General features: G+C 61.8%; 14 protein-coding genes and 3 tRNA genes (1 of these 17 running past the window's edge). 5 read left to right on the top strand and 12 right to left on the bottom strand.

All coding sequences use genetic code 11. From position 1 onward, the window contains the following. Window positions 1–193 precede the first annotated feature (193 nt). The 5 genes from QE379_RS14085 to QE379_RS14065 all read right to left on the bottom strand — a co-directional run bounded on the left by QE379_RS14085 (window position 194) and on the right by QE379_RS14065 (window position 6,287). Window positions 194–1,401, bottom strand: a protein-coding gene (locus QE379_RS14085; protein ID WP_307000024.1) for an IS3 family transposase whose coding sequence is annotated in 2 segments (ribosomal slippage) — window positions 194–1,077 and window positions 1,077–1,401 — 1,209 coding nt in all. Because the reading frame shifts where the segments join, the coding sequence is not laid out codon by codon here. Between the two features lie 46 nt (window positions 1,402–1,447). Further along, window positions 1,448–2,655, bottom strand: a protein-coding gene (locus tag QE379_RS14080) for an IS3 family transposase (protein ID WP_306998613.1) whose coding sequence is annotated in 2 segments (ribosomal slippage) — window positions 1,448–2,331 and window positions 2,331–2,655 — 1,209 coding nt in all. Because the reading frame shifts where the segments join, the coding sequence is not laid out codon by codon here. A 112-nt stretch (window positions 2,656–2,767) separates the two neighbouring features. Further along, window positions 2,768–3,933, bottom strand: a protein-coding gene (locus QE379_RS14075; protein WP_373461696.1) for an IS3 family transposase whose coding sequence is annotated in 2 segments (ribosomal slippage) — window positions 2,768–3,672 and window positions 3,672–3,933 — 1,167 coding nt in all. Because the reading frame shifts where the segments join, the coding sequence is not laid out codon by codon here. 160 nt (window positions 3,934–4,093) lie between these two features. Next, complete coding sequence (locus tag QE379_RS14070) at window positions 4,094–5,509, bottom strand: hypothetical protein (protein ID WP_307001381.1); 1,416 nt, start codon at window positions 5,507–5,509, stop codon at window positions 4,094–4,096. Window positions 5,510–6,089: 580 nt separating this feature from the next. Further along, window positions 6,090–6,287 carry an AlpA family transcriptional regulator gene (locus tag QE379_RS14065; protein ID WP_307003236.1) on the bottom strand — a complete coding sequence of 66 codons (198 nt, stop codon included), beginning with the start codon at window positions 6,285–6,287 and terminating at the stop codon, window positions 6,090–6,092. A gap of 211 nt (window positions 6,288–6,498) precedes the next feature. Here QE379_RS14065 and QE379_RS14060 point away from each other — a divergent pair, with 211 nt between their 5' ends. After that, window positions 6,499–7,668 carry a site-specific integrase gene (locus QE379_RS14060; RefSeq protein WP_307001379.1) on the top strand — a complete coding sequence of 390 codons (1,170 nt, stop codon included), beginning with the start codon at window positions 6,499–6,501 and terminating at the stop codon, window positions 7,666–7,668. 65 nt (window positions 7,669–7,733) lie between these two features. Here the strand turns inward: QE379_RS14060 and QE379_RS14055 are convergent. The 5 genes from QE379_RS14055 to aroA all read right to left on the bottom strand — a co-directional run bounded on the left by QE379_RS14055 (window position 7,734) and on the right by aroA (window position 12,426). Then, window positions 7,734–7,817 (bottom strand) — tRNA-Leu (locus QE379_RS14055). Between the two features lie 113 nt (window positions 7,818–7,930). Beyond that, window positions 7,931–8,218, bottom strand: coding sequence for an integration host factor subunit beta (locus QE379_RS14050; protein WP_307001377.1), 288 nt, complete (start codon window positions 8,216–8,218; stop codon window positions 7,931–7,933). Between the two features lie 154 nt (window positions 8,219–8,372). Next, window positions 8,373–10,082 carry a 30S ribosomal protein S1 gene (gene rpsA / locus QE379_RS14045; RefSeq protein WP_175310703.1) on the bottom strand — a complete coding sequence of 570 codons (1,710 nt, stop codon included), beginning with the start codon at window positions 10,080–10,082 and terminating at the stop codon, window positions 8,373–8,375. 380 nt (window positions 10,083–10,462) lie between these two features. Then, window positions 10,463–11,098: a (d)CMP kinase gene (cmk, locus tag QE379_RS14040; RefSeq protein WP_307001375.1), complete on the bottom strand. Its 636-nt coding sequence runs from the start codon at window positions 11,096–11,098 to the stop codon at window positions 10,463–10,465. After that, window positions 11,095–12,426, bottom strand: a complete 1,332-nt coding sequence (gene aroA / locus QE379_RS14035) for a 3-phosphoshikimate 1-carboxyvinyltransferase (RefSeq protein ID WP_307001373.1) — start codon at window positions 12,424–12,426, stop codon at window positions 11,095–11,097. The genes cmk and aroA overlap by 4 nt, the downstream gene beginning before the upstream one ends. 95 nt (window positions 12,427–12,521) lie before the next feature. Between aroA and QE379_RS14030 the strand changes: the two genes are divergently transcribed. From QE379_RS14030 to QE379_RS14020, 3 genes are all read left to right on the top strand, one after another. Then, the gene (locus QE379_RS14030; RefSeq protein WP_058717749.1) at window positions 12,522–12,845 is read left to right on the top strand and encodes a TIGR02300 family protein; all 324 of its coding nucleotides are present in this window, start codon (window positions 12,522–12,524) and stop codon (window positions 12,843–12,845) included. Window positions 12,846–12,931: 86 nt separating this feature from the next. Next, window positions 12,932–13,007 (top strand) — tRNA-Ala (locus QE379_RS14025). A gap of 76 nt (window positions 13,008–13,083) precedes the next feature. Then, a tRNA-Ala gene (locus QE379_RS14020) sits at window positions 13,084–13,159 on the top strand. 219 nt (window positions 13,160–13,378) lie between these two features. Here the strand turns inward: QE379_RS14020 and QE379_RS14015 are convergent. Beyond that, a complete protein-coding gene (locus QE379_RS14015) occupies window positions 13,379–15,394 on the bottom strand; it encodes a M3 family metallopeptidase (RefSeq protein WP_307001369.1) in 2,016 nt (671 codons plus the stop codon). Beyond that, on the bottom strand, window positions 15,391–16,536 hold the full coding sequence (locus tag QE379_RS14010) for a PLP-dependent cysteine synthase family protein (protein ID WP_307001366.1): 1,146 nt from the start codon (window positions 16,534–16,536) through the stop codon (window positions 15,391–15,393). The genes QE379_RS14015 and QE379_RS14010 overlap by 4 nt, the downstream gene beginning before the upstream one ends. A gap of 115 nt (window positions 16,537–16,651) precedes the next feature. Here QE379_RS14010 and QE379_RS14005 point away from each other — a divergent pair, with 115 nt between their 5' ends. Next, window positions 16,652–16,944: the 5' portion of an Lrp/AsnC family transcriptional regulator gene (locus tag QE379_RS14005; protein ID WP_307001364.1), read on the top strand. It continues 169 nt past the right edge of the window; the window shows 293 of its 462 coding nt (coding positions 1–293); it begins with the start codon at window positions 16,652–16,654; its stop codon lies beyond the right edge, outside the window.

The raw sequence follows: 16,944 nt of genomic DNA, 5'->3' as shown, positions 1-16,944 counted from the left end.
ACCCGTGTGTCTCTAAAAACCCGCCATGATGGCGATCTTGCTGCAAATCTGGACGGGAACATCAACCATAGGCAGTGGCAGCCATTCTGGACGATGGTAACTATGAGCGTCGGCTAACTGCCCCTGTAGTGGAAGCCTTGGAATTGGCTCCGCCTCACCCGTCCTGATCTGGCCCCCGTTTCACCGGACGGGTTCAAGCGGTTGCAGAAACCAGTGCGCGATGCTCGCGCGGCGAACGCATTTTGAGCCCTGAATGGGGGTGGTTGTCGTTGTAGTCCTCGATCCATCCGGCAAGCGATGTCAACGCGGTGAGTGCGTCCGGCAGCGGCGAGACGCGGACGTAATCCCGTTTGAGGGTATGGACGAAGGCCTCCGAGATGCCGTTGGACTGCGGGCTGCGGACGGGGGTGAAGCAGGGTTTGAGGCCCAGCTGCCGGGCAAAGGTCCGTGTTTCGCAGGCGGTATAGGCCGAACCGTTGTCCGACAGCATCTCGACCGGTGTCGTCGCGCGCATGGTGCCGAAGCGGGTTTCCACGGCTTCCAGCATGATGTCGCGCACGTCCGAGCCGCTGATGCCGGCATTGGCAACCGCGCGCCACGAGATGATCTCGCGGTCATGGGCGTCGATGATGAAGGCACCGCGCACGACCTCACCGTTCCAGCAGGTGAACTCGAAGCCGTCGGAGCACCAGCGCAGGTTCGAGCGGATCGTCACTACGACGCCGTCATGCCCATAGTCGGCTCGCTCGGCGTAGCGCCGCGCCAGCAGCAGGCGGTCCGCCGCCATGATGCGGTAGACGCGCTTGTGGTTGACCGGCGCAAGTCCTTCGGCGCGCCGCTGCCGATTGAGGACCGCCGCGATGCGGCGGTAGCCGTATGTTGGCCGTTGCGCGGCGATCTGGCGAATGCAGGGCAGCAGATCCGTGTCGTCGGCCTTGGCGTACGGCCCGCGCGTCCTGGTGGTTCCCGTCAGGCGGTCGTACACCGTCGAACGCCCGACCCCGAGCGTGCTGGCGACCAGGCTCACCGGATAGTCTCCGGCAGCGGCGAGTGCATGAGCAAGCTCGCTTTTTTTGGGCGCGAGCGCTCCAGCGCCTCCTTCAGTATCTCGACCTCCAGCGTCTTGCGCCCGAGCTGGCGCTCCAGTTCGCGGATGCGGGTTTCCATCTCGCGGACCTGCCGGTTGCTGGTCACGTCGTCGTCGCCGGCAACTGCAACGCTCCCGCCTTCCAGCATCAGCCGCCGCCAACGGTACAGCAGGTTCGGCGCCACGCCGTTGCGGCGCGCCACCACCGATATGCTCTCCCGACCATCGAGCGTCTCCTCGACGATCCTCAGCTTCTCGGGCGTGCTCCAGTGACGGCGACGACCGCCGTCGGTGATGATCTCGGACACGGACATAAGCCTATGCTCAGGGGTGATCTGGCCCCCGTTTCACCGGACGGGTTCAAGCGGTTGCAGAAACCAGTGCGCGATGCTCGCGCGGCGAACGCATTTTGAGCCCTGAATGGGGGTGGTTGTCGTTGTAGTCCTCGATCCATCCGGCAAGCGATGTCAACGCGGTGAGTGCGTCCGGCAGCGGCGAGACGCGGACGTAATCCCGTTTGAGGGTATGGACGAAGGCCTCCGAGATGCCGTTGGACTGCGGGCTGCGGACGGGGGTGAAGCAGGGTTTGAGGCCCAGCTGCCGGGCAAAGGTCCGTGTTTCGCAGGCGGTATAGGCCGAACCGTTGTCCGACAGCATCTCGACCGGTGTCGCCGCGCGCATGGTGCCGAAGCGGGTTTCCACGGCTTCCAGCATGATGTCGCGCACGTCCGAGCCGCTGATGCCGGCATTGGCAACCGCGCGCCACGAGATGATCTCGCGGTCATGGGCGTCGATGATGAAGGCACCGCGCACGACCTCACCGTTCCAGCAGGTGAACTCGAAGCCGTCGGAGCACCAGCGCAGGTTCGAGCGGATCGTCACTACGACGCCGTCATGCCCATAGTCGGCTCGCTCGGCGTAGCGCCGCGCCAGCAGCAGGCGGTCCGCCGCCATGATGCGGTAGACGCGCTTGTGGTTGACCGGCGCAAGTCCTTCGGCGCGCCGCTGCCGATTGAGGACCGCCGCGATGCGGCGGTAGCCGTATGTTGGCCGTTGCGCGGCGATCTGGCGAATGCAGGGCAGCAGATCCGTGTCGTCGGCCTTGGCGTACGGCCCGCGCGTCCTGGTGGTTCCCGTCAGGCGGTCGTACACCGTCGAACGCCCGACCCCGAGCGTGCTGGCGACCAGGCTCACCGGATAGTCTCCGGCAGCGGCGAGTGCATGAGCAAGCTCGCTTTTTTTGGGCGCGAGCGCTCCAGCGCCTCCTTCAGTATCTCGACCTCCAGCGTCTTGCGCCCGAGCTGGCGCTCCAGTTCGCGGATGCGGGTTTCCATCTCGCGGACCTGCCGGTTGCTGGTCACGTCGTCGTCGCCGGCAACTGCAACGCTCCCGCCTTCCAGCATCAGCCGCCGCCAACGGTACAGCAGGTTCGGCGCCACGCCGTTGCGGCGCGCCACCACCGATATGCTCTCCCGACCATCGAGCGTCTCCTCGACGATCCTCAGCTTCTCGGGCGTGCTCCAGTGACGGCGACGACCGCCGTCGGTGATGATCTCGGACACGGACATAAGCCTATGCTCAGGGGATAGCCCCAAGCCTCCTTCCTAGGCTCAAATCCGTCCGGTCGAAATGGGGGCCAGTTCACGTCCCAATTGGTGGCGGTGACGTGACCCCGGTCTTTCATCCAGCGGCAACCAGAGACCGACCGTGGTTTTCGCGCATAAGCGCAGGTGAAGCAACGGGCGGGGTTAACCCCGCCCGTTGCTGTTCGAGCCCGGCAGCGAAGGCTGCCGGAGTGGCGTAGCCGAGCGAGGAGTGCGGACGCTCGTTGTTGTAGTCGTCGACCCAGCGGGCCAGAATCGAGCGGGCCTGACCGATGGTGAAGAACAGCGTCTCGTTGAGCAGCTCGTCGCGCATGCGACCGTTAAAGCTCTCGACGAACCCGTTCTGCGTGGGCTTGCCCGGCGCGATGTAATGCCACTCGATGCGGGCATCGCCGGACCAGGCGAGCACCGCGTTCGACGTCAGTTCGGTCCCGTTGTCGCTGACGATCATCTTCGGCCTGCCACGCTCGGCGATCAGATCGGCCAGCTCGCGCACGACCCGCCGGCCCGAGATCGACGTGTCCACCACCGCCCGAAGGCATTCGCGCGTGACGTCATCGACGATGTTGAGCACGCGGAACCGACGGCCGGTCACGAGCTGGTCGTGGACGAAGTCCAGACTCCAGCGCTGGTTGGGAAGCGCCAGCACTGACGCGGGCGCACGGCTGCCTGTGGCGCGCCTTCGTCCCTTCCGGCGCCTGACCGTCAAACCCTCCTCACGATAGAGCCGCTGGGTCTTCTTGCGGTTGATCGTGATGCCGTCCCGGCGCAGCAGGATGTGCAGACGCCGATAGCCGAACCGTCGGCGTTGCTGCGCCAGCTCGCGCAGCCGCGACCGCAGGTCGCCATCATCCGCCCGGCACGAGCGATACCGCATGCTCGTGCGGTCTGCCCCAACGACCGTGCATGCCCGCCGCTCGCTCATCCCCAGCGTCGCCTGGAGATGCGCGACCGCTTGCCGCTTCGCGGCGGGCGTCACCACTTTTTTGACAGCAGGTCTTTCAACCCCGCATTGTCCAGCATCGTGTCCGCCAGTAGCCGTTTGAGCCGGGCGTTCTCCTCTTCGAGCGACCGCAGGCGCTTTGCGTCGGACACCTCCAGGCCGCCGAACTTCGCCTTCCACGCATAGTAAGTCGCGCTCGACATCCCGTGCTTGCGGCACAGCTCCGTCACCACCGCACCCGCCTCGGCCTCCTTCAGGATGCCGATGATCTGCTCTTCCGAAAACTGCTTCCGCTTCATTCCGTCCGTCCCTTTAAGGAGACGGTCTCTACTTCCAGTTGGATGAAGAAACGGGGGTCACGTCATAGCTCATATAGCCCCGTACAGAAGATTTTTCGAGTTTTTGGATGCGGGGTGCCACTTCCAAAAACATTGGCTGTACGGGGCTTTGAATAGCTGTTTATTTAATTCGTGGAATCGAACCGAAGCGTTCAAAGAAGAACTGTTCAAAAACCTGACGCCCCGCTTCTTGATCTTGGTTAGGAACTATCAGAGAATCGTGAATTGGCAACGTAGGAATACCCATTTCAACCGACAGCCGATGCACTGCTTCTACGATCACGCAGCTTTCTTCAAATTGAAGCTTGCCCCAAAATATGCCGTTGTCCTCTATCATCTTAAGTATGGGGAAGTGAGGGAGCACATCGGCTTTCATATTTTTGATTGGCCAGTCCGCTTCGAGATTACCGGTGTAAATCTTTCCTGCTTCGATAGTTGCTGTTCTTAATTCGTTTTCCTTGCGTGGACTTTCTTTATCTGCTTCATTGACATCGAGTAAGCCGTCTTCGTTTTCACCGTATGATTCTTTAATATGGTTGGGCCAATGATGGATCGGTTTTCCATTGCCCATGCTGGCGTTTACAAACGACTTTACAATCTCCCGTGGATATCCAGGTACCGAGTAAGGATCGATGTCTCGGTTGTATGGTTGGTCAAGCAAGAGCGTTGCAATCGTATAATGGCTTCCTGACAAATCGATCTCCACGGTCGGTAGGCCGTTTATCAGTATTTTGCTTCGTTTGGCCTTGGGCATCTGCTGATATCCACCGCCAATAGCGTACATTCTGCCGCCCTCATTGAGGGTCTCCCCGGTCGTATCACCGTTGTTAAACAAGCGACGCAGACCGGAAAATTCAAAGCTATAGTCATGTCTGAAAAGCGCTTCATTTATTGCGCGCATTTCTTGTTGATAGCGAAAAACATGATTGTTCCCAACCGGTAGCCCCATGTCACGCCCGGCGATCTTTGCGCCGTATGTTTCCCTGGTTTTCCGAGAAGCTGACTTTAGGGTGACATAGTTTGCTGTCCCCCTCATGCCGGAACGGCGGCGGAAGTGCTGCTTGTAGTTTTCCGGAGTTATTCCGAAGCTTTTTGCTAAGCTTAGAAGTGAATCCATCGACCAAAAACGGCTAGCTATCCCGGCCGAAACATAGGTCGCATTTTGACCCTTGTTCCAACCTATCAGATTCATGTTTTTAAGGTGTTCTGCTGCCCGTATGAAGGGTCGGTATCCGACAAACTCACCAGTGAAAGACTGCTTTTTTACGGTTCGAAAGCCGTATCTCTCCGGCCCAGATGCCCTTACCCGAAGCATGTCACCTACCAACGCGCCTACGGCTGCCTCAAAGGGGCGCTTGGGGCCGCTGACCTGTGTCGAGTTTGATAGAATCTCTTCAATCAGAAATTTTGCTTCGTTAGTAAAAGGCTCTAAACGAAGATTTAGATAAATTCCTTTTTCGAATTCATCAAAAGATGGTGTTACTAAACCATCATAAGGATTCAGTGAAGTGAATCCTTCGGTAGTCATCATATTCATATTGTAATCTTATTATTACTATTTTTTATTGAGAATCTTAATCCTTCTATAAATTAAAGAAAGAGAAGGGAGAGAGAAGAGAAAGGAGGCCCCTTCTATAGGTATAGGGGAACGAATCCCCTAACCGTGGGATGCTCTAGCGTGAATAGAGCAGGAATTCAAGCGTAAAGTCGCCATACGCCGGGCTAACACTGTTGAAAAATAGACCTAAATTAAACATTAGGAATAAAATCTAACGTTTAATTTGGTCATGTGAATGTTAACGCGTAAGCCTCATTTTCCATATTTTCAGGGCAGGCAGAAGAGCGGAAAAAGTTAAATTGAATGATTTGCGTGAGTGGGCGTTTATCGCCGATTTCTCACACGTGCAGATGATCCAACCCTAGAGAGCAATTGGATGCCGATATGCGTAGGCGGATGCACCAAATTTTCCGTTTATAGCCCCATACAGAGGAATTTTACCCCTCTGTGTCTGGTCCACTGGCTTTGGAAAATGTGCTCTTAAACCGGCTCAAATCTGATGTGTAACGATATTCAGTTCTTGTAGGCAGGGGCATGCGACGTTGAATAGATTTTCAGATTATTGATTAACAAAACTGTCGAGCTCTTGAAGAAAATAGAAGCGTCGACCACCGACCTTTACGCTGTGGGGGCGCAGCCCCTTGCGTTGCCGTTCCGCTAAAGTTTTTGCTGACAGGCCCAAATATTCAGCAGCATCTTTACGCGAAACGCGTCCGTCAGGATGAACGGTAATTTGGATTGTAGCTCGGCGTGGCATCATTGTGCTCCTCGTTGCGGCGCGCATATGATGTTGTGGCCCGAAGGCGTCAAGGCAAAATCGCGGCATCGGTCGGAAAATGCGGATTTTATCAAGTAAACTATAAGTAAAAACAGTAATAAAATTACGTACGTTACTTTAGATGCCATAAAGAAATGGCGGGGACGTGGGGGTTTGACTCTAGATAGTCTTGCAATATAGCGTCGCAGACATGGCGATTCGATTCACAAAGCTTACTCGTCCGGCTATCAAAGTGCTAGGGCCAGGAAAATCACTGTCTGAGCATGGCATCACTGCAAAACGCATGGCTAACGGCGATATAGCGTACAGTGTCAACGTGATGGTCGATAACCAACGCATACACCGTGTCATTGGCAGGGAAAGCGAAGGCGTTACGCGGCATCAGGCCGAAGAGGCTTTGGAGGCACTAAGGACGCAGGCTCGCGAGGAGCGCCTAAACCTCCCCAAGGGCAGGAAGTCGCATCCATCCTTCCGCGAGCAGGCGTTGAAGTACATGGAGCGCCTGGAAGAGGGCGGTGGGCGGAACATGAAGGCCAAGCGGCAGCATGTTGACCAACTCTTTGTTCCGTTTTTCGGCCCTTATAAGGCGAATGCGATCACCGGGGCGCTGGTGCAGGAATACGTGCGGACACGCCTTAAAACCGGGATCAAGCAGGCAACGGTCAACCGGGAGTTGGCTACCCTGTCTCATTTGTTTCGCCGGTTGGTCAAATGGGGGTGGTTAAAGCCCGAAGCGGTGCCAGAGATCGAGAAGGGGGCTGAACTCCGTAAGCGTATCGTGATCCTCTCCGATTCCGACATCGCCAAACTTATGGCGGCGGCGGTAGCTGACCAAGACCCTCTGATTTGGCTGTTCATCGCTTGCGGGCTGAACACTGCCATGAGGCATGGGGAAATCGTACGCATTCGTGTTTGCGATATCGACCTTGCGTCGCGCCGTATTTACATCCCCGAAGCGAAGGCAGGCGAGCGTCAGCAACCTATCACTCCGGCCCTTACCGATATGATCCGTGCCCACTTAGAAGGGCGGGGAAATAGCTCTGAATGGCTTTTCCCTTCGCATCGCCGCGAAGGGAAGCATCCTCATCGGGTGAGCATGGCAAAGCAGTTTCTACGCGTTGTAGAGCGAGCGGGATTGGACCCTAGGAAGGTGACCCCGCACGTCATGCGGCACACCGCTATCACCCGTCTGGTGAAGGCAGGGATCGATTTGCCTACGATCCAGAAAATTAGCGGTCATAAGACGATGCTTATGGTCCTCCGCTATGTCCATATCCATGGCGAGCATATCGACGCTGCCATAACCGCAATCGACATGCGCTTTAGCGAGCGGATTACACCAGAATTACACGCGGCCTGATTCGCGCCATTTGGCTCAACCATCTAGCGGCAGTAAAAATGCTGCTTTTAGAGTGGGTTGAGCCATGGTGCGGACGGCGGGACTCGAACCCGCACTCCAGGGGAAGCCGATTTTAAGTCGGCAGCGTCTACCGGTTTCGCCACGTCCGCGCACGGGCACAGGAAGAGACGAGGTCGCCGCAAAGGTCAAGTGAAGACCGGTCGTCAGGCTATGATAGTATTGCCTGTCTCCCGCTCCACTGCCGGATGCGCGCGAAAAGGGATCAGCCGGCCTCGACGTTCAGGCGAGCGCGCATTTCCTTGCCGGGCTTGAAATAGGGAACGCGCTTGGCGATGACCTCGACGGTTTCGCCAGTGCGGGGATTGCGTCCGGTACGTGCGCCGCGCGAGCGGGTCGAAAAGGCGCCGAAGCCGCGCAGTTCAACACGACCGTCATCCGCAAGACGTTTTGTGATTTCGTCAAAGAAGATAGTCACGATCAACTCGACTTCACGCGGGTTGAGCCCCGGATTGTGTTGACCGATTTTCTGCACCAGTTCCGAACGGATCATCGTCTAGTCCCAAGCTATAGACCAGCCGTTCCTAACCTGTGTTTCTCGCTGCTGAAAGTGTTTTTATTATACAATTAAGCAACGGGTATGTCTAATTATGTCAAACATGCACGAAACCGGGACATGCTTAAAAAACATGCCCCGGTCCAGTGACTTACTTCTGAGTCCGCGCCTTCAGCGCTTCGCCCAGAATGTCGCCCAGCGACGCGCCCGAGTCGGACGAACCGTACTGAGCGACAGCCTGCTTCTCTTCGGCGATCTGCATCGCCTTGACCGAGAAGGTCGGCTTCTTCGAACGATCGAAGCCGGTGACCATCGCGTCGAACTTCTGGCCGACCTGGAAGCGCTCGGGGCGCTGCTCGTCACGGTCGCGACCCAGATCGGTGCGCTTGATGAAGCCGGTCGCACCATCGTCGCCCGCCTGGACTTCGAGGCCCGCATCGCGGACTTCGAGGACGGTCACGGTGACGACCTGGTTCTTGTTCAGGCGATCGCCAGCCGCAGCCACGCCGCCCGCGACGGGGCCGCCGCGCTCGAGCTGCTTCATGCCGAGCGAGATACGCTCCTTCTCGGGGTCGATGTCCAGGACCACGGCCTGAACGACTTCGCCCTTGCGGTGCAGGTTGAGGGCATCCTCACCCGACACGCCCCAGGCGATGTCCGACATGTGGACCATGCCGTCGACATCGTTGTCCAGCCCGATGAACAGGCCGAACTCGGTCGCGTTCTTGACTTCGCCCTCGACAGTCGAGCCGATCGGATGGGCCGCGGCGAACGCTTCCCACGGATTGGCCTGGGCCTGCTTGAGGCCCAGCGAGATGCGGCGCTTTTCCTGATCGACTTCGAGAACGACCACATCGACTTCCTGCGAGGTCGACACGATCTTGCCCGGATGGACGTTCTTCTTGGTCCAGGACATTTCCGACACGTGAACCAGGCCTTCGATGCCCGGCTCCAGTTCGACGAACGCACCATATTCGGTGATGTTCGTGACACGGCCCGACAGCTTGGCGCCGACCGGATACTTCGAACCGGCACCATCCCACGGATCGCTCTCGAGCTGCTTCATGCCGAGCGAGATGCGCTGCGTGTCCTTGTTGATGCGGATGATCTGCACCTTCACGGTGTCGCCGATCGCGATCATCTCCGACGGATGATTGACGCGCTTGTACGACAGGTCGGTGACGTGCAGCAGGCCGTCGATGCCGCCCAAGTCGACGAACGCACCATAGTCGGTGATGTTCTTGACGACGCCGTCGATGATCTGACCCTCGGCCAGGCTCTGGATCAGGCCCGAACGCTGCTCGGCGCGGGTTTCTTCCAGGACCGCGCGACGCGACACGACGATGTTGCCGCGCTTGCGGTCCATCTTCAGGATCTGGAACGGCTGCGGGATGTCCATCAGCGGGGTGACGTCGCGGACGGGGCGGATATCGACCTGGCTACCGGGCAGGAATGCCACGGCGCCGTTCAGGTCGACGGTGAAGCCACCCTTCACGCGGCCGAAGATCACGCCTTCGACGCGGGCCGACTTCGAGAATTCAAGCTCCAGCTTGTCCCAGGCGGCCTCGCGGCGCGCGCGGTCGCGGCTGAGCATCGCTTCGCCGTGCATGTTCTCGACGCGGTCGACATAGACCTCGACTTCGTCACCGACCTTCAGGTCGGCCTTCTGGCCGGGGGCAGCGAATTCGCGGAGGGGCACACGGCCTTCCGACTTCAGACCGACGTCGATGACGGCCATGTCGTTTTCGATCGCGGTGACGGTGCCATGCACGACGCGACCCTCGAAGCTGTCGGCACCGCCGAACATGTCATCGAGCATCGCCGCGAAATCGTCGCGCGTGGGCTGGGGGTTGGTTGCCATAAAAGGGTTAGGTTCCTGATAGTTTTCCGCCTCCGGTCCGGGCGATTCCCAAGACCTTCGACGATGGCCGCGCCGACCCCATGCCGACGCCACCAAGCCCGAAGATGGTACTGAAACACGGAAAAGCGGCGGTCCGCCAGAAATGCGGAAAGGACGCTGAGGGCATGGCCCCGCGTCAGCCTCTCCGCGGAACAGGGTCCGCGAGCGCGTCGCCTATAGCCGAAAAGGGGATTTCGCGCAAGGAGAGGGGGGCGTCTATTCCTCCCCTGCAAGGGGAGGTGGCAGGCCGAAGGCCTGACGGAGGGGTGTCGCCCTCTCGATAGCGGGACACCCCTCCACCATGCTGCGCATGGTCCCCCTCCCCTTGCAGGGGGAGGAATTTACGGACGCGTCTTGGCGGCGACCTGCGCGTCGACGAATTGGATCGCGCGGGCGACGGCGGCTTCGATCGTCAGGCTGGAGGTGTCCAGCGCAGCCGCATCTGCCGCCTGGGTAAGGGGGGCGGCCGCGCGGCCACTGTCGCGTTCGTCGCGGGCGCGGATGTCGGCGAGCACCTGCTCGAAACTCGCGGTCGAGCCGTTGGCAGCCAACTCATTATGCCGCCGGCGGGCGCGCACCTGCGGGCTGGCCTTCACGAACAGCTTGGCATCGGCGTCGGGTGCGATGACCGTGCCGATATCGCGCCCGTCGAGGAGCGCGCCGCCCGGCTGGTTGGCGAAACGCTTCTGCCGCTGGAGCAGCGCCGCCCGGACCAGCGGATGCGCGGATACGATCGAAGCAAGCTTGCCCGTCTCGTCATCGCGCAGCGACGGATCGGCCAGCAACGCGTCGTCGAACCCGCATGCCGCAACGGCATCCGCCTCGCGCGTCGGGTCCAGATTCATCTCGCGCACCGTCGCGGCGACCGCGCGGTAGAGCAGGCCGGTGTCGAGATGCGGCAGGCCGTAATGCTTCGCCAGAGCGCGGGCGATGGTGCCCTTGCCGCTCGCCGCCGGTCCGTCGACGGCGATGATCATGCGAAGGCTCCCAGCTTTTCCAGCGTGTCGAAGAAGATGGGGTAGCTGGTCGCGGCCGGCGCGGCGTCGTCCAGCGTCACGGACTCGCGGGCGTGGAGCGCGGCGATCGTCATGCTCATCGCGATCCGGTGGTCGAGCAACGTGGCGATGGTCGCGCCGCCGGGGATCGGATCGCCGCCCGTGCCGGTCACGGCCATGCCGTCCTCATATTCCTCGCAAGCGACGCCACAGGCTCCCAGCGCATCGGCCATGGCGGTGATGCGATCCGATTCCTTGACGCGCAATTCTTCCGCCCCGCGAGCGATGGTGGTGCCCTTGGCGAAGGCCGCCGCGACGAACAGCACGGGATATTCGTCGATCATGCTCGGCGTCAGTTCGGGCGGAACCTCGATCGCCGAGAGCGGGGCGTGACGGACGCGCAGGTCCGCGACCGGCTCGCCGCCGACGATTCGGGCGTCGAGTTCGGTGATATCGGCGCCCATCATCCTCAGCGCGGCGATGATGCCGGTGCGGGTCGGGTTCATGCCGACATTGGTGATGGTCAGATCCGCGCCCGGCACGATCGAGCCGGCGACCAGCCAGAAAGCGGCCGATGACGGATCGCCCGGTACGACGATATTCTGCGGCTTCAACTCCGCCTGTCCACGAATCGTGATGACCCGGCCTTCGGGGGAGGGGGTGACGGTCAGGTCCGCACCGAATCCCGCCAGCATCCGCTCGCTATGGTCGCGGGTGGCGATCGGCTCGATCACGGTCGTCTCGCCGGGCGTATTGAGACCCGCGAGCAGGATCGCCGACTTCACCTGTGCCGAGGCGACGGGCAGGGTATAGCGGATCGGCACGGCGGGGCTGATCCCGCGAACCATCAGGGGCAGGCGGCCGCCCGGCGTATCCTGAAAGGTCGCGCCCATCTGCGACAGCGGCTCGATGACGCGGCCCATCGGGCGCTTGGAGAGCGAGGCGTCGCCGACAAAGGTCGCGGTGATCGGATGGCTGGCGACCAGACCCATCAGGAGGCGCGTCGAGGTGCCCGAATTGCCCATGTCGAGCGCGGTTTCGGGCTGGAGCAGCCCGCCGACGCCGACGCCGTGGATCACCCATACCCCGTCATCCTGCCGGACGATATCCGCGCCCATCGCGCGCATCGCGGCGGCGGTGGCGAGCACGTCCTCACCCTCCAGCAACCCCTCGACCCGGCTTTCGCCGACCGCGAGCGCGGAGAGCATCAGCGAGCGATGGCTGATCGATTTGTCGCCCGGAACGGCGATGGTGCCGCGAAGGGCGGCGGCGGCTCGCACGGTGCGAGGCTGGGGAAGAGTGTGCGCCATGATGGCGCGGGCTTTTGACAGGGGCCTTGCGCTGTGGCAAGGCGCGCCCACTTTTCGCTCCGGCGGAAAACCCAATCCGAAAGGTGATACACGGCATGATCAAGCCGGAATGGGGCACGAAGCGTACGTGCCCGAAATGCGCGACGCGCTTTTACGACCTCGAAAAGGACGACCCTGTCACCTGCATCAATTGCGGGACGCAGTGGGAGCCCGAGCCCATCCTGAAGTCGAAGCAGCCTCTGCCGTTCGAGCAGAACAAGCCCGAAAACAAGGAAGCCGACAGCGATCTGGCGGGCGGTGACGACGAAGATCTGGACATCACCGGTGAGGACGAAGAGCCCTCGCCCGACGATGAAGTCGATCTGGGTGGCGACGACGATCTGGGCGTGGAAACGTCCAGCGAGGACGACGAACACTAAGGTGTCGGAACGGCTCGGCGGGCGCTCGAAAAAAGTGCTTGCCGAGCCCCGGCGGCCCCGCTACTGGGCTGCCTCCACAGCGGAATGGGGCCGTAGCTCAGCTGGGAGAGCGCTGCAATGGCATTGCAGAGGTCAGGGGTTCGATCCCCCTCGGCTCCACCATTCCGCCGGATGATTCAGCGCGATTCGATCCGCTGACAGGCAAGCCCGCATCCCGCCGGGCATAGCCGAAATCGATGGGGCCGTAGCTCAGCTGGGAGAGCGCTGCAATGGCATTGCAGAGGTCAGGGGTTCGATCCCCCTCGGCTCCACCATTCACCAGCAGATTGAATTCGGCGTCACCTGACCGGTGGGGCCTTTTGTGCGTTTCGGCATCGTACCGTTCGGCCTAGCGCTTTGCATGAACCGCAAGTTGATCGCGAACACGGGACATGCCCGCATTCTATCAGTCGACATCTCTCGCGCGACGATGATGGTTCGGCACGTCCGGGATAGGAAAAAAGCCAGGCCGATCGACGGCCCGGCCCCTGTGATTACGCCGCCAGCCCGTGATGGCGCAGCAGCGCGTCCGGCTGCGGTGCGCGGCCCCGGAAGGCGCGGAAATTCTCCGCCGCCGGGCGGCTCGCCCCGCGTGCCAGCACCTCGCGGCGGAAACGGTCGCCCGCCGCCTGGCCTTCCTCAGCGAATGCGGCGAAGGCGTCCGCCGACAGTAGCTCGGCCCAGAGATAGCTGTAATAGCCCGCCGCATAGCCCCCCGCGAAGATGTGGCTGAAGCTGTGCGGGAAGCGATTCCACTCCGGCGGACGGATCACCGCCACTTCGTCGCGCACCGCGTTCAGCACCTCCATCACCCGGCCGCCCGTTGCCGGATCGTAATCCCGGTGGAGCCGCAGGTCGAAGGTCGCGAACTCGATCTGGCGGAGCAGGAACAGCCCGGCCTGGAAACGCCGCGCCGCCAGCATCTTGGCGAAAAGGTCATCGGGCAGCGGCTCGCCGGTTTCGACATGCGCCGACAAGGCGGTCAGCGTGGCACGGTCCCAGGCGAAATTCTCCATGAACTGGCTGGGCAACTCGACCGCATCCCATTCCACGCCCGAAATCCCGCCGATCGACGGCAGATCGACCTCGGTCAGCAGATGGTGCAACACATGGCCGAACTCGTGCAGCAGCGTGACGACATCGCCATGCGCCAGCAGGGCAGGGGTGTCGCCGGTCGCGGGCGGGAAGTTGCAGGTCAGATAGGCGATCGGCCGGTGGAAGCGATCGGCATCGCGGAAGCGCGGACGGCACACATCCATCCAGGCGCCACCGCGTTTCCCTGCACGCGCATGGAAATCGCAATAGACCCCTGCGACGATCTCACCGCTCGCATCCTGCACGTCATAATAGCGGACATCGGCGTTCCACACCGACACGCCCGCACGCTCGACCAGACGGATGCCGTAAAGCCGCTCGATCAGCGCGATCGTGCCCTCCATCACGCGGGGCAGGGGGAAGTATGCCCGGATCGCCTCGCGATCGACGCCGAAGCGCTCGCGGCGCATATGCTCGGCGACATAACCCGTGTCCCAGGGTTCCAGCTTCGCGATGCCGAACTTCTCGGCGGCATAGGCGCTCGCCTCGGCCAGTTCGCGCTCGGCGAGCGGGCGCGCGCGGGTGGCCAAGTCGGACAGGAAGGCCAGCGCCTCGTCCGCCGACTGCGCCATCTTGGTTTCGACCGAACGGGCGGCGGCATCGCTGAAGCCCAGCAACCGGGCCGCTTCGTGACGCAGCGCCAGGATACGGTCGATCCGTGCGCTATTGTCATGGCTCGGATCGGCGGCCTGGTCCGATGCGCGGGTGGCATAGGCCTTCGCGACGCGCGCCCGCAGGTCGCGATTGTCGGCCTGGGTCAGGATCGCCTGCACGCTGGGTTCGCGCAACGTGACCAGCCAGCCGTCCAACTCCTTCTCGGCGGCGTAGGCGGCCAGGATCGCCTTCGCATTGTCGGTCAGGCCCGACAGCAGTGCCTCGTCGGTGACGTGCTCGCTCCAAGCCTCGCTCGAATCGAGTACGGCATTGCCGAATTCGGTGGTCAGCTTGTTCAGCTCGACCCCGATCTCGCGGAAGCGCGCCTTGGCGGCATCGTCCAACCCGACGCCCGACAAGGTGAAATCGCGCCGCGCCAGCACCACGGCGCGCGCCTCCGCCTCGGTCAGCGGCGCCAGGTTCACCCGGTTGAAGGCGGCGAACAGGCGCGGGTCCTGTCCCGCCTCCAGCCCATATTCGGCCAGCTTGGCCTGCGCCTCGGCAAAGGCGGCGCGCAGTTCGGGCGTGTCGGCGACAGAATGGAGATGGCTTGCCGGCGACCAGCCGCGCGCGATCGCGAAGCCCGCCCGCTCGCTGGCCAATACGACATCGGCGAAGTCGCTGGCGTTGGAGCCGCCGATCCGGTCGGCGGCGGCGCGCGCGTCGGCGATCATCTGGTCGACGGCCGGAACCAGATGCTCCGGCCGGATCGCGGCGAAATCAGGAAGGTCGGTATCGGCAAGAAGCGGATTCATGGTCATTCGGCATCCTTGAGAAACATATGTCGCAGGCTCATCTCGGCAGCGTCGACGCTTTCGGCAAGGCCCTGTTGCGCCAGCCAGCGTCGATCATGGTGGCAATCGGCATAGCGCGCGCCGTGGTCGCAGATCAGGGTGGCGACCGAACCGACCTGTTCGGCGGCCGTCATTTCCAGCGCCAGCATCGCGGTTGCGACGAAGTTCGTTCCCGTCGACGGGCCCACCGGACGGCCGAGCAGTTCGCTGGCGATCCGCATCCCGGCGATCGACACGGCATCGGGCAGCTTCATCATCCGGTCGATCGTACCGGGCAGGAAGGACGGCTCGACTCGCGGACGTCCGACCCCCTCGATTCGCGATGGCTGGGTGCAGCGTGCCGCGGGATCCCCGTCGCGATACCCCGCAAAAAAGGCGCTATGTTCGACATCGGCGACGCACAGCCGGGTCGGCAGACCGCGATGGCGGCAATGGCGTCCGATGGTAGCGGCGGTCCCGCCGGTGCCCGCACCGACGACGATCCAATCGGGAACCACATGCGGCTCGCCCGCCATCTGGGTCAGGATCGCCGAACCGATATTGTCGCAGCGCCAGTCGGTCGCCGGGGCAGCGTTGGTGAACTGGTCCAGATAGACCCCACCCAGCGCATCGGCCAGATCGCGGGCTTCGTCATACAGGCGGTGCGGCGCGACTAGATGGCACTGCCCCCCCTGAGCGGCGATGGCCCGGATCTTGGCGGGCGCGGTGCTGGCGGGCATGACCGCGTGAAAGGGCAGGTCGAGCAGCCGTGCGAAATAGGCCTCCGATACCGCGGTCGAGCCGGACGACGCTTCTACCAAAGGCCGCCCCTCGCGGATCACGCCCGCCACGACGCCGCTGGTGAAGAGCGAACGCGCCAGCCGGTGCTTCAGGCTGCCGGTCGGGTGCGCCGACTCGTCCTTCATATAGAGATCGATCAAGGGAGCCGCCGGCAGGTGAAGCGCCAGCAACGGCGTCTCCGGGCAGCGACGCCGGTCGCGGTCGAGCACGCCCAGCGCACGGGCGACAAAATCCCGGTCGATCGGGCGCTCGGCCGTCACGATCCCCAGCCGCTCGGCCGCCGAAGCATGGCTGGATGTGTCCTGATGGGGTGGATTCGCGGTGGTCATCAACATCGACTTTTCCTTATTCGTCGATAAGAATATGCGGAATCACCTGCCAAATCATACCAAAGCTGCGGTGTAATCGCGGTTGGAATGTGAGAAATTTGCGGATCAACGCGCCATGATCGATAAAATTGACACTGCCATTCTTGCCCAGCTCCAATCCGACGCCAGCCTTTCGGTCGCGGAGATCGCGATCCGGGTGAACCTCTCCCAAAATGCCTGCTGGCGGCGCATCCGGCGGCTGGAGGACGAGGGGTATATCCTGAAGCGCGTCGCGCTGCTCGATCCCGAAAAGCTGGAGGCCGGCATGGCGGTGTTCGTCAGCGTCCGTACCGCCGAGCACTCTGCCGAGTGGCTGGACACCTTCGCGCGCGCGGTCAGCGATATGCCCGAGGTGGTCGAATTCTACCG

It is taken from the genome of Sphingomonas sp. SORGH_AS_0879, from assembly GCF_030819175.1.
Taxonomy (GTDB): domain Bacteria; phylum Pseudomonadota; class Alphaproteobacteria; order Sphingomonadales; family Sphingomonadaceae; genus Sphingomonas.
Note: the sequence above shows the minus strand (reverse complement) of the source record. Positions and strands in the feature narration are given on the sequence as shown.

Coding starts and splice junctions, on each gene's coding strand:
- QE379_RS14010 (WP_307001366.1), bottom strand. CDS start 16,536: ATGACCACCGCGAATCCACCCCATCAGGACACATCCAGCCATGCTTCG.
- QE379_RS14030 (WP_058717749.1), top strand. CDS start 12,522: ATGATCAAGCCGGAATGGGGCACGAAGCGTACGTGCCCGAAATGCGCG.
- rpsA (WP_175310703.1), bottom strand. CDS start 10,082: ATGGCAACCAACCCCCAGCCCACGCGCGACGATTTCGCGGCGATGCTC.
- QE379_RS14060 (WP_307001379.1), top strand. CDS start 6,499: ATGGCGATTCGATTCACAAAGCTTACTCGTCCGGCTATCAAAGTGCTA.
- cmk (WP_307001375.1), bottom strand. CDS start 11,098: ATGATCATCGCCGTCGACGGACCGGCGGCGAGCGGCAAGGGCACCATC.
- QE379_RS14050 (WP_307001377.1), bottom strand. CDS start 8,218: ATGATCCGTTCGGAACTGGTGCAGAAAATCGGTCAACACAATCCGGGG.
- QE379_RS14015 (WP_307001369.1), bottom strand. CDS start 15,394: ATGACCATGAATCCGCTTCTTGCCGATACCGACCTTCCTGATTTCGCC.
- QE379_RS14070 (WP_307001381.1), bottom strand. CDS start 5,509: ATGAATATGATGACTACCGAAGGATTCACTTCACTGAATCCTTATGAT.
- QE379_RS14065 (WP_307003236.1), bottom strand. CDS start 6,287: ATGCCACGCCGAGCTACAATCCAAATTACCGTTCATCCTGACGGACGC.
- aroA (WP_307001373.1), bottom strand. CDS start 12,426: ATGGCGCACACTCTTCCCCAGCCTCGCACCGTGCGAGCCGCCGCCGCC.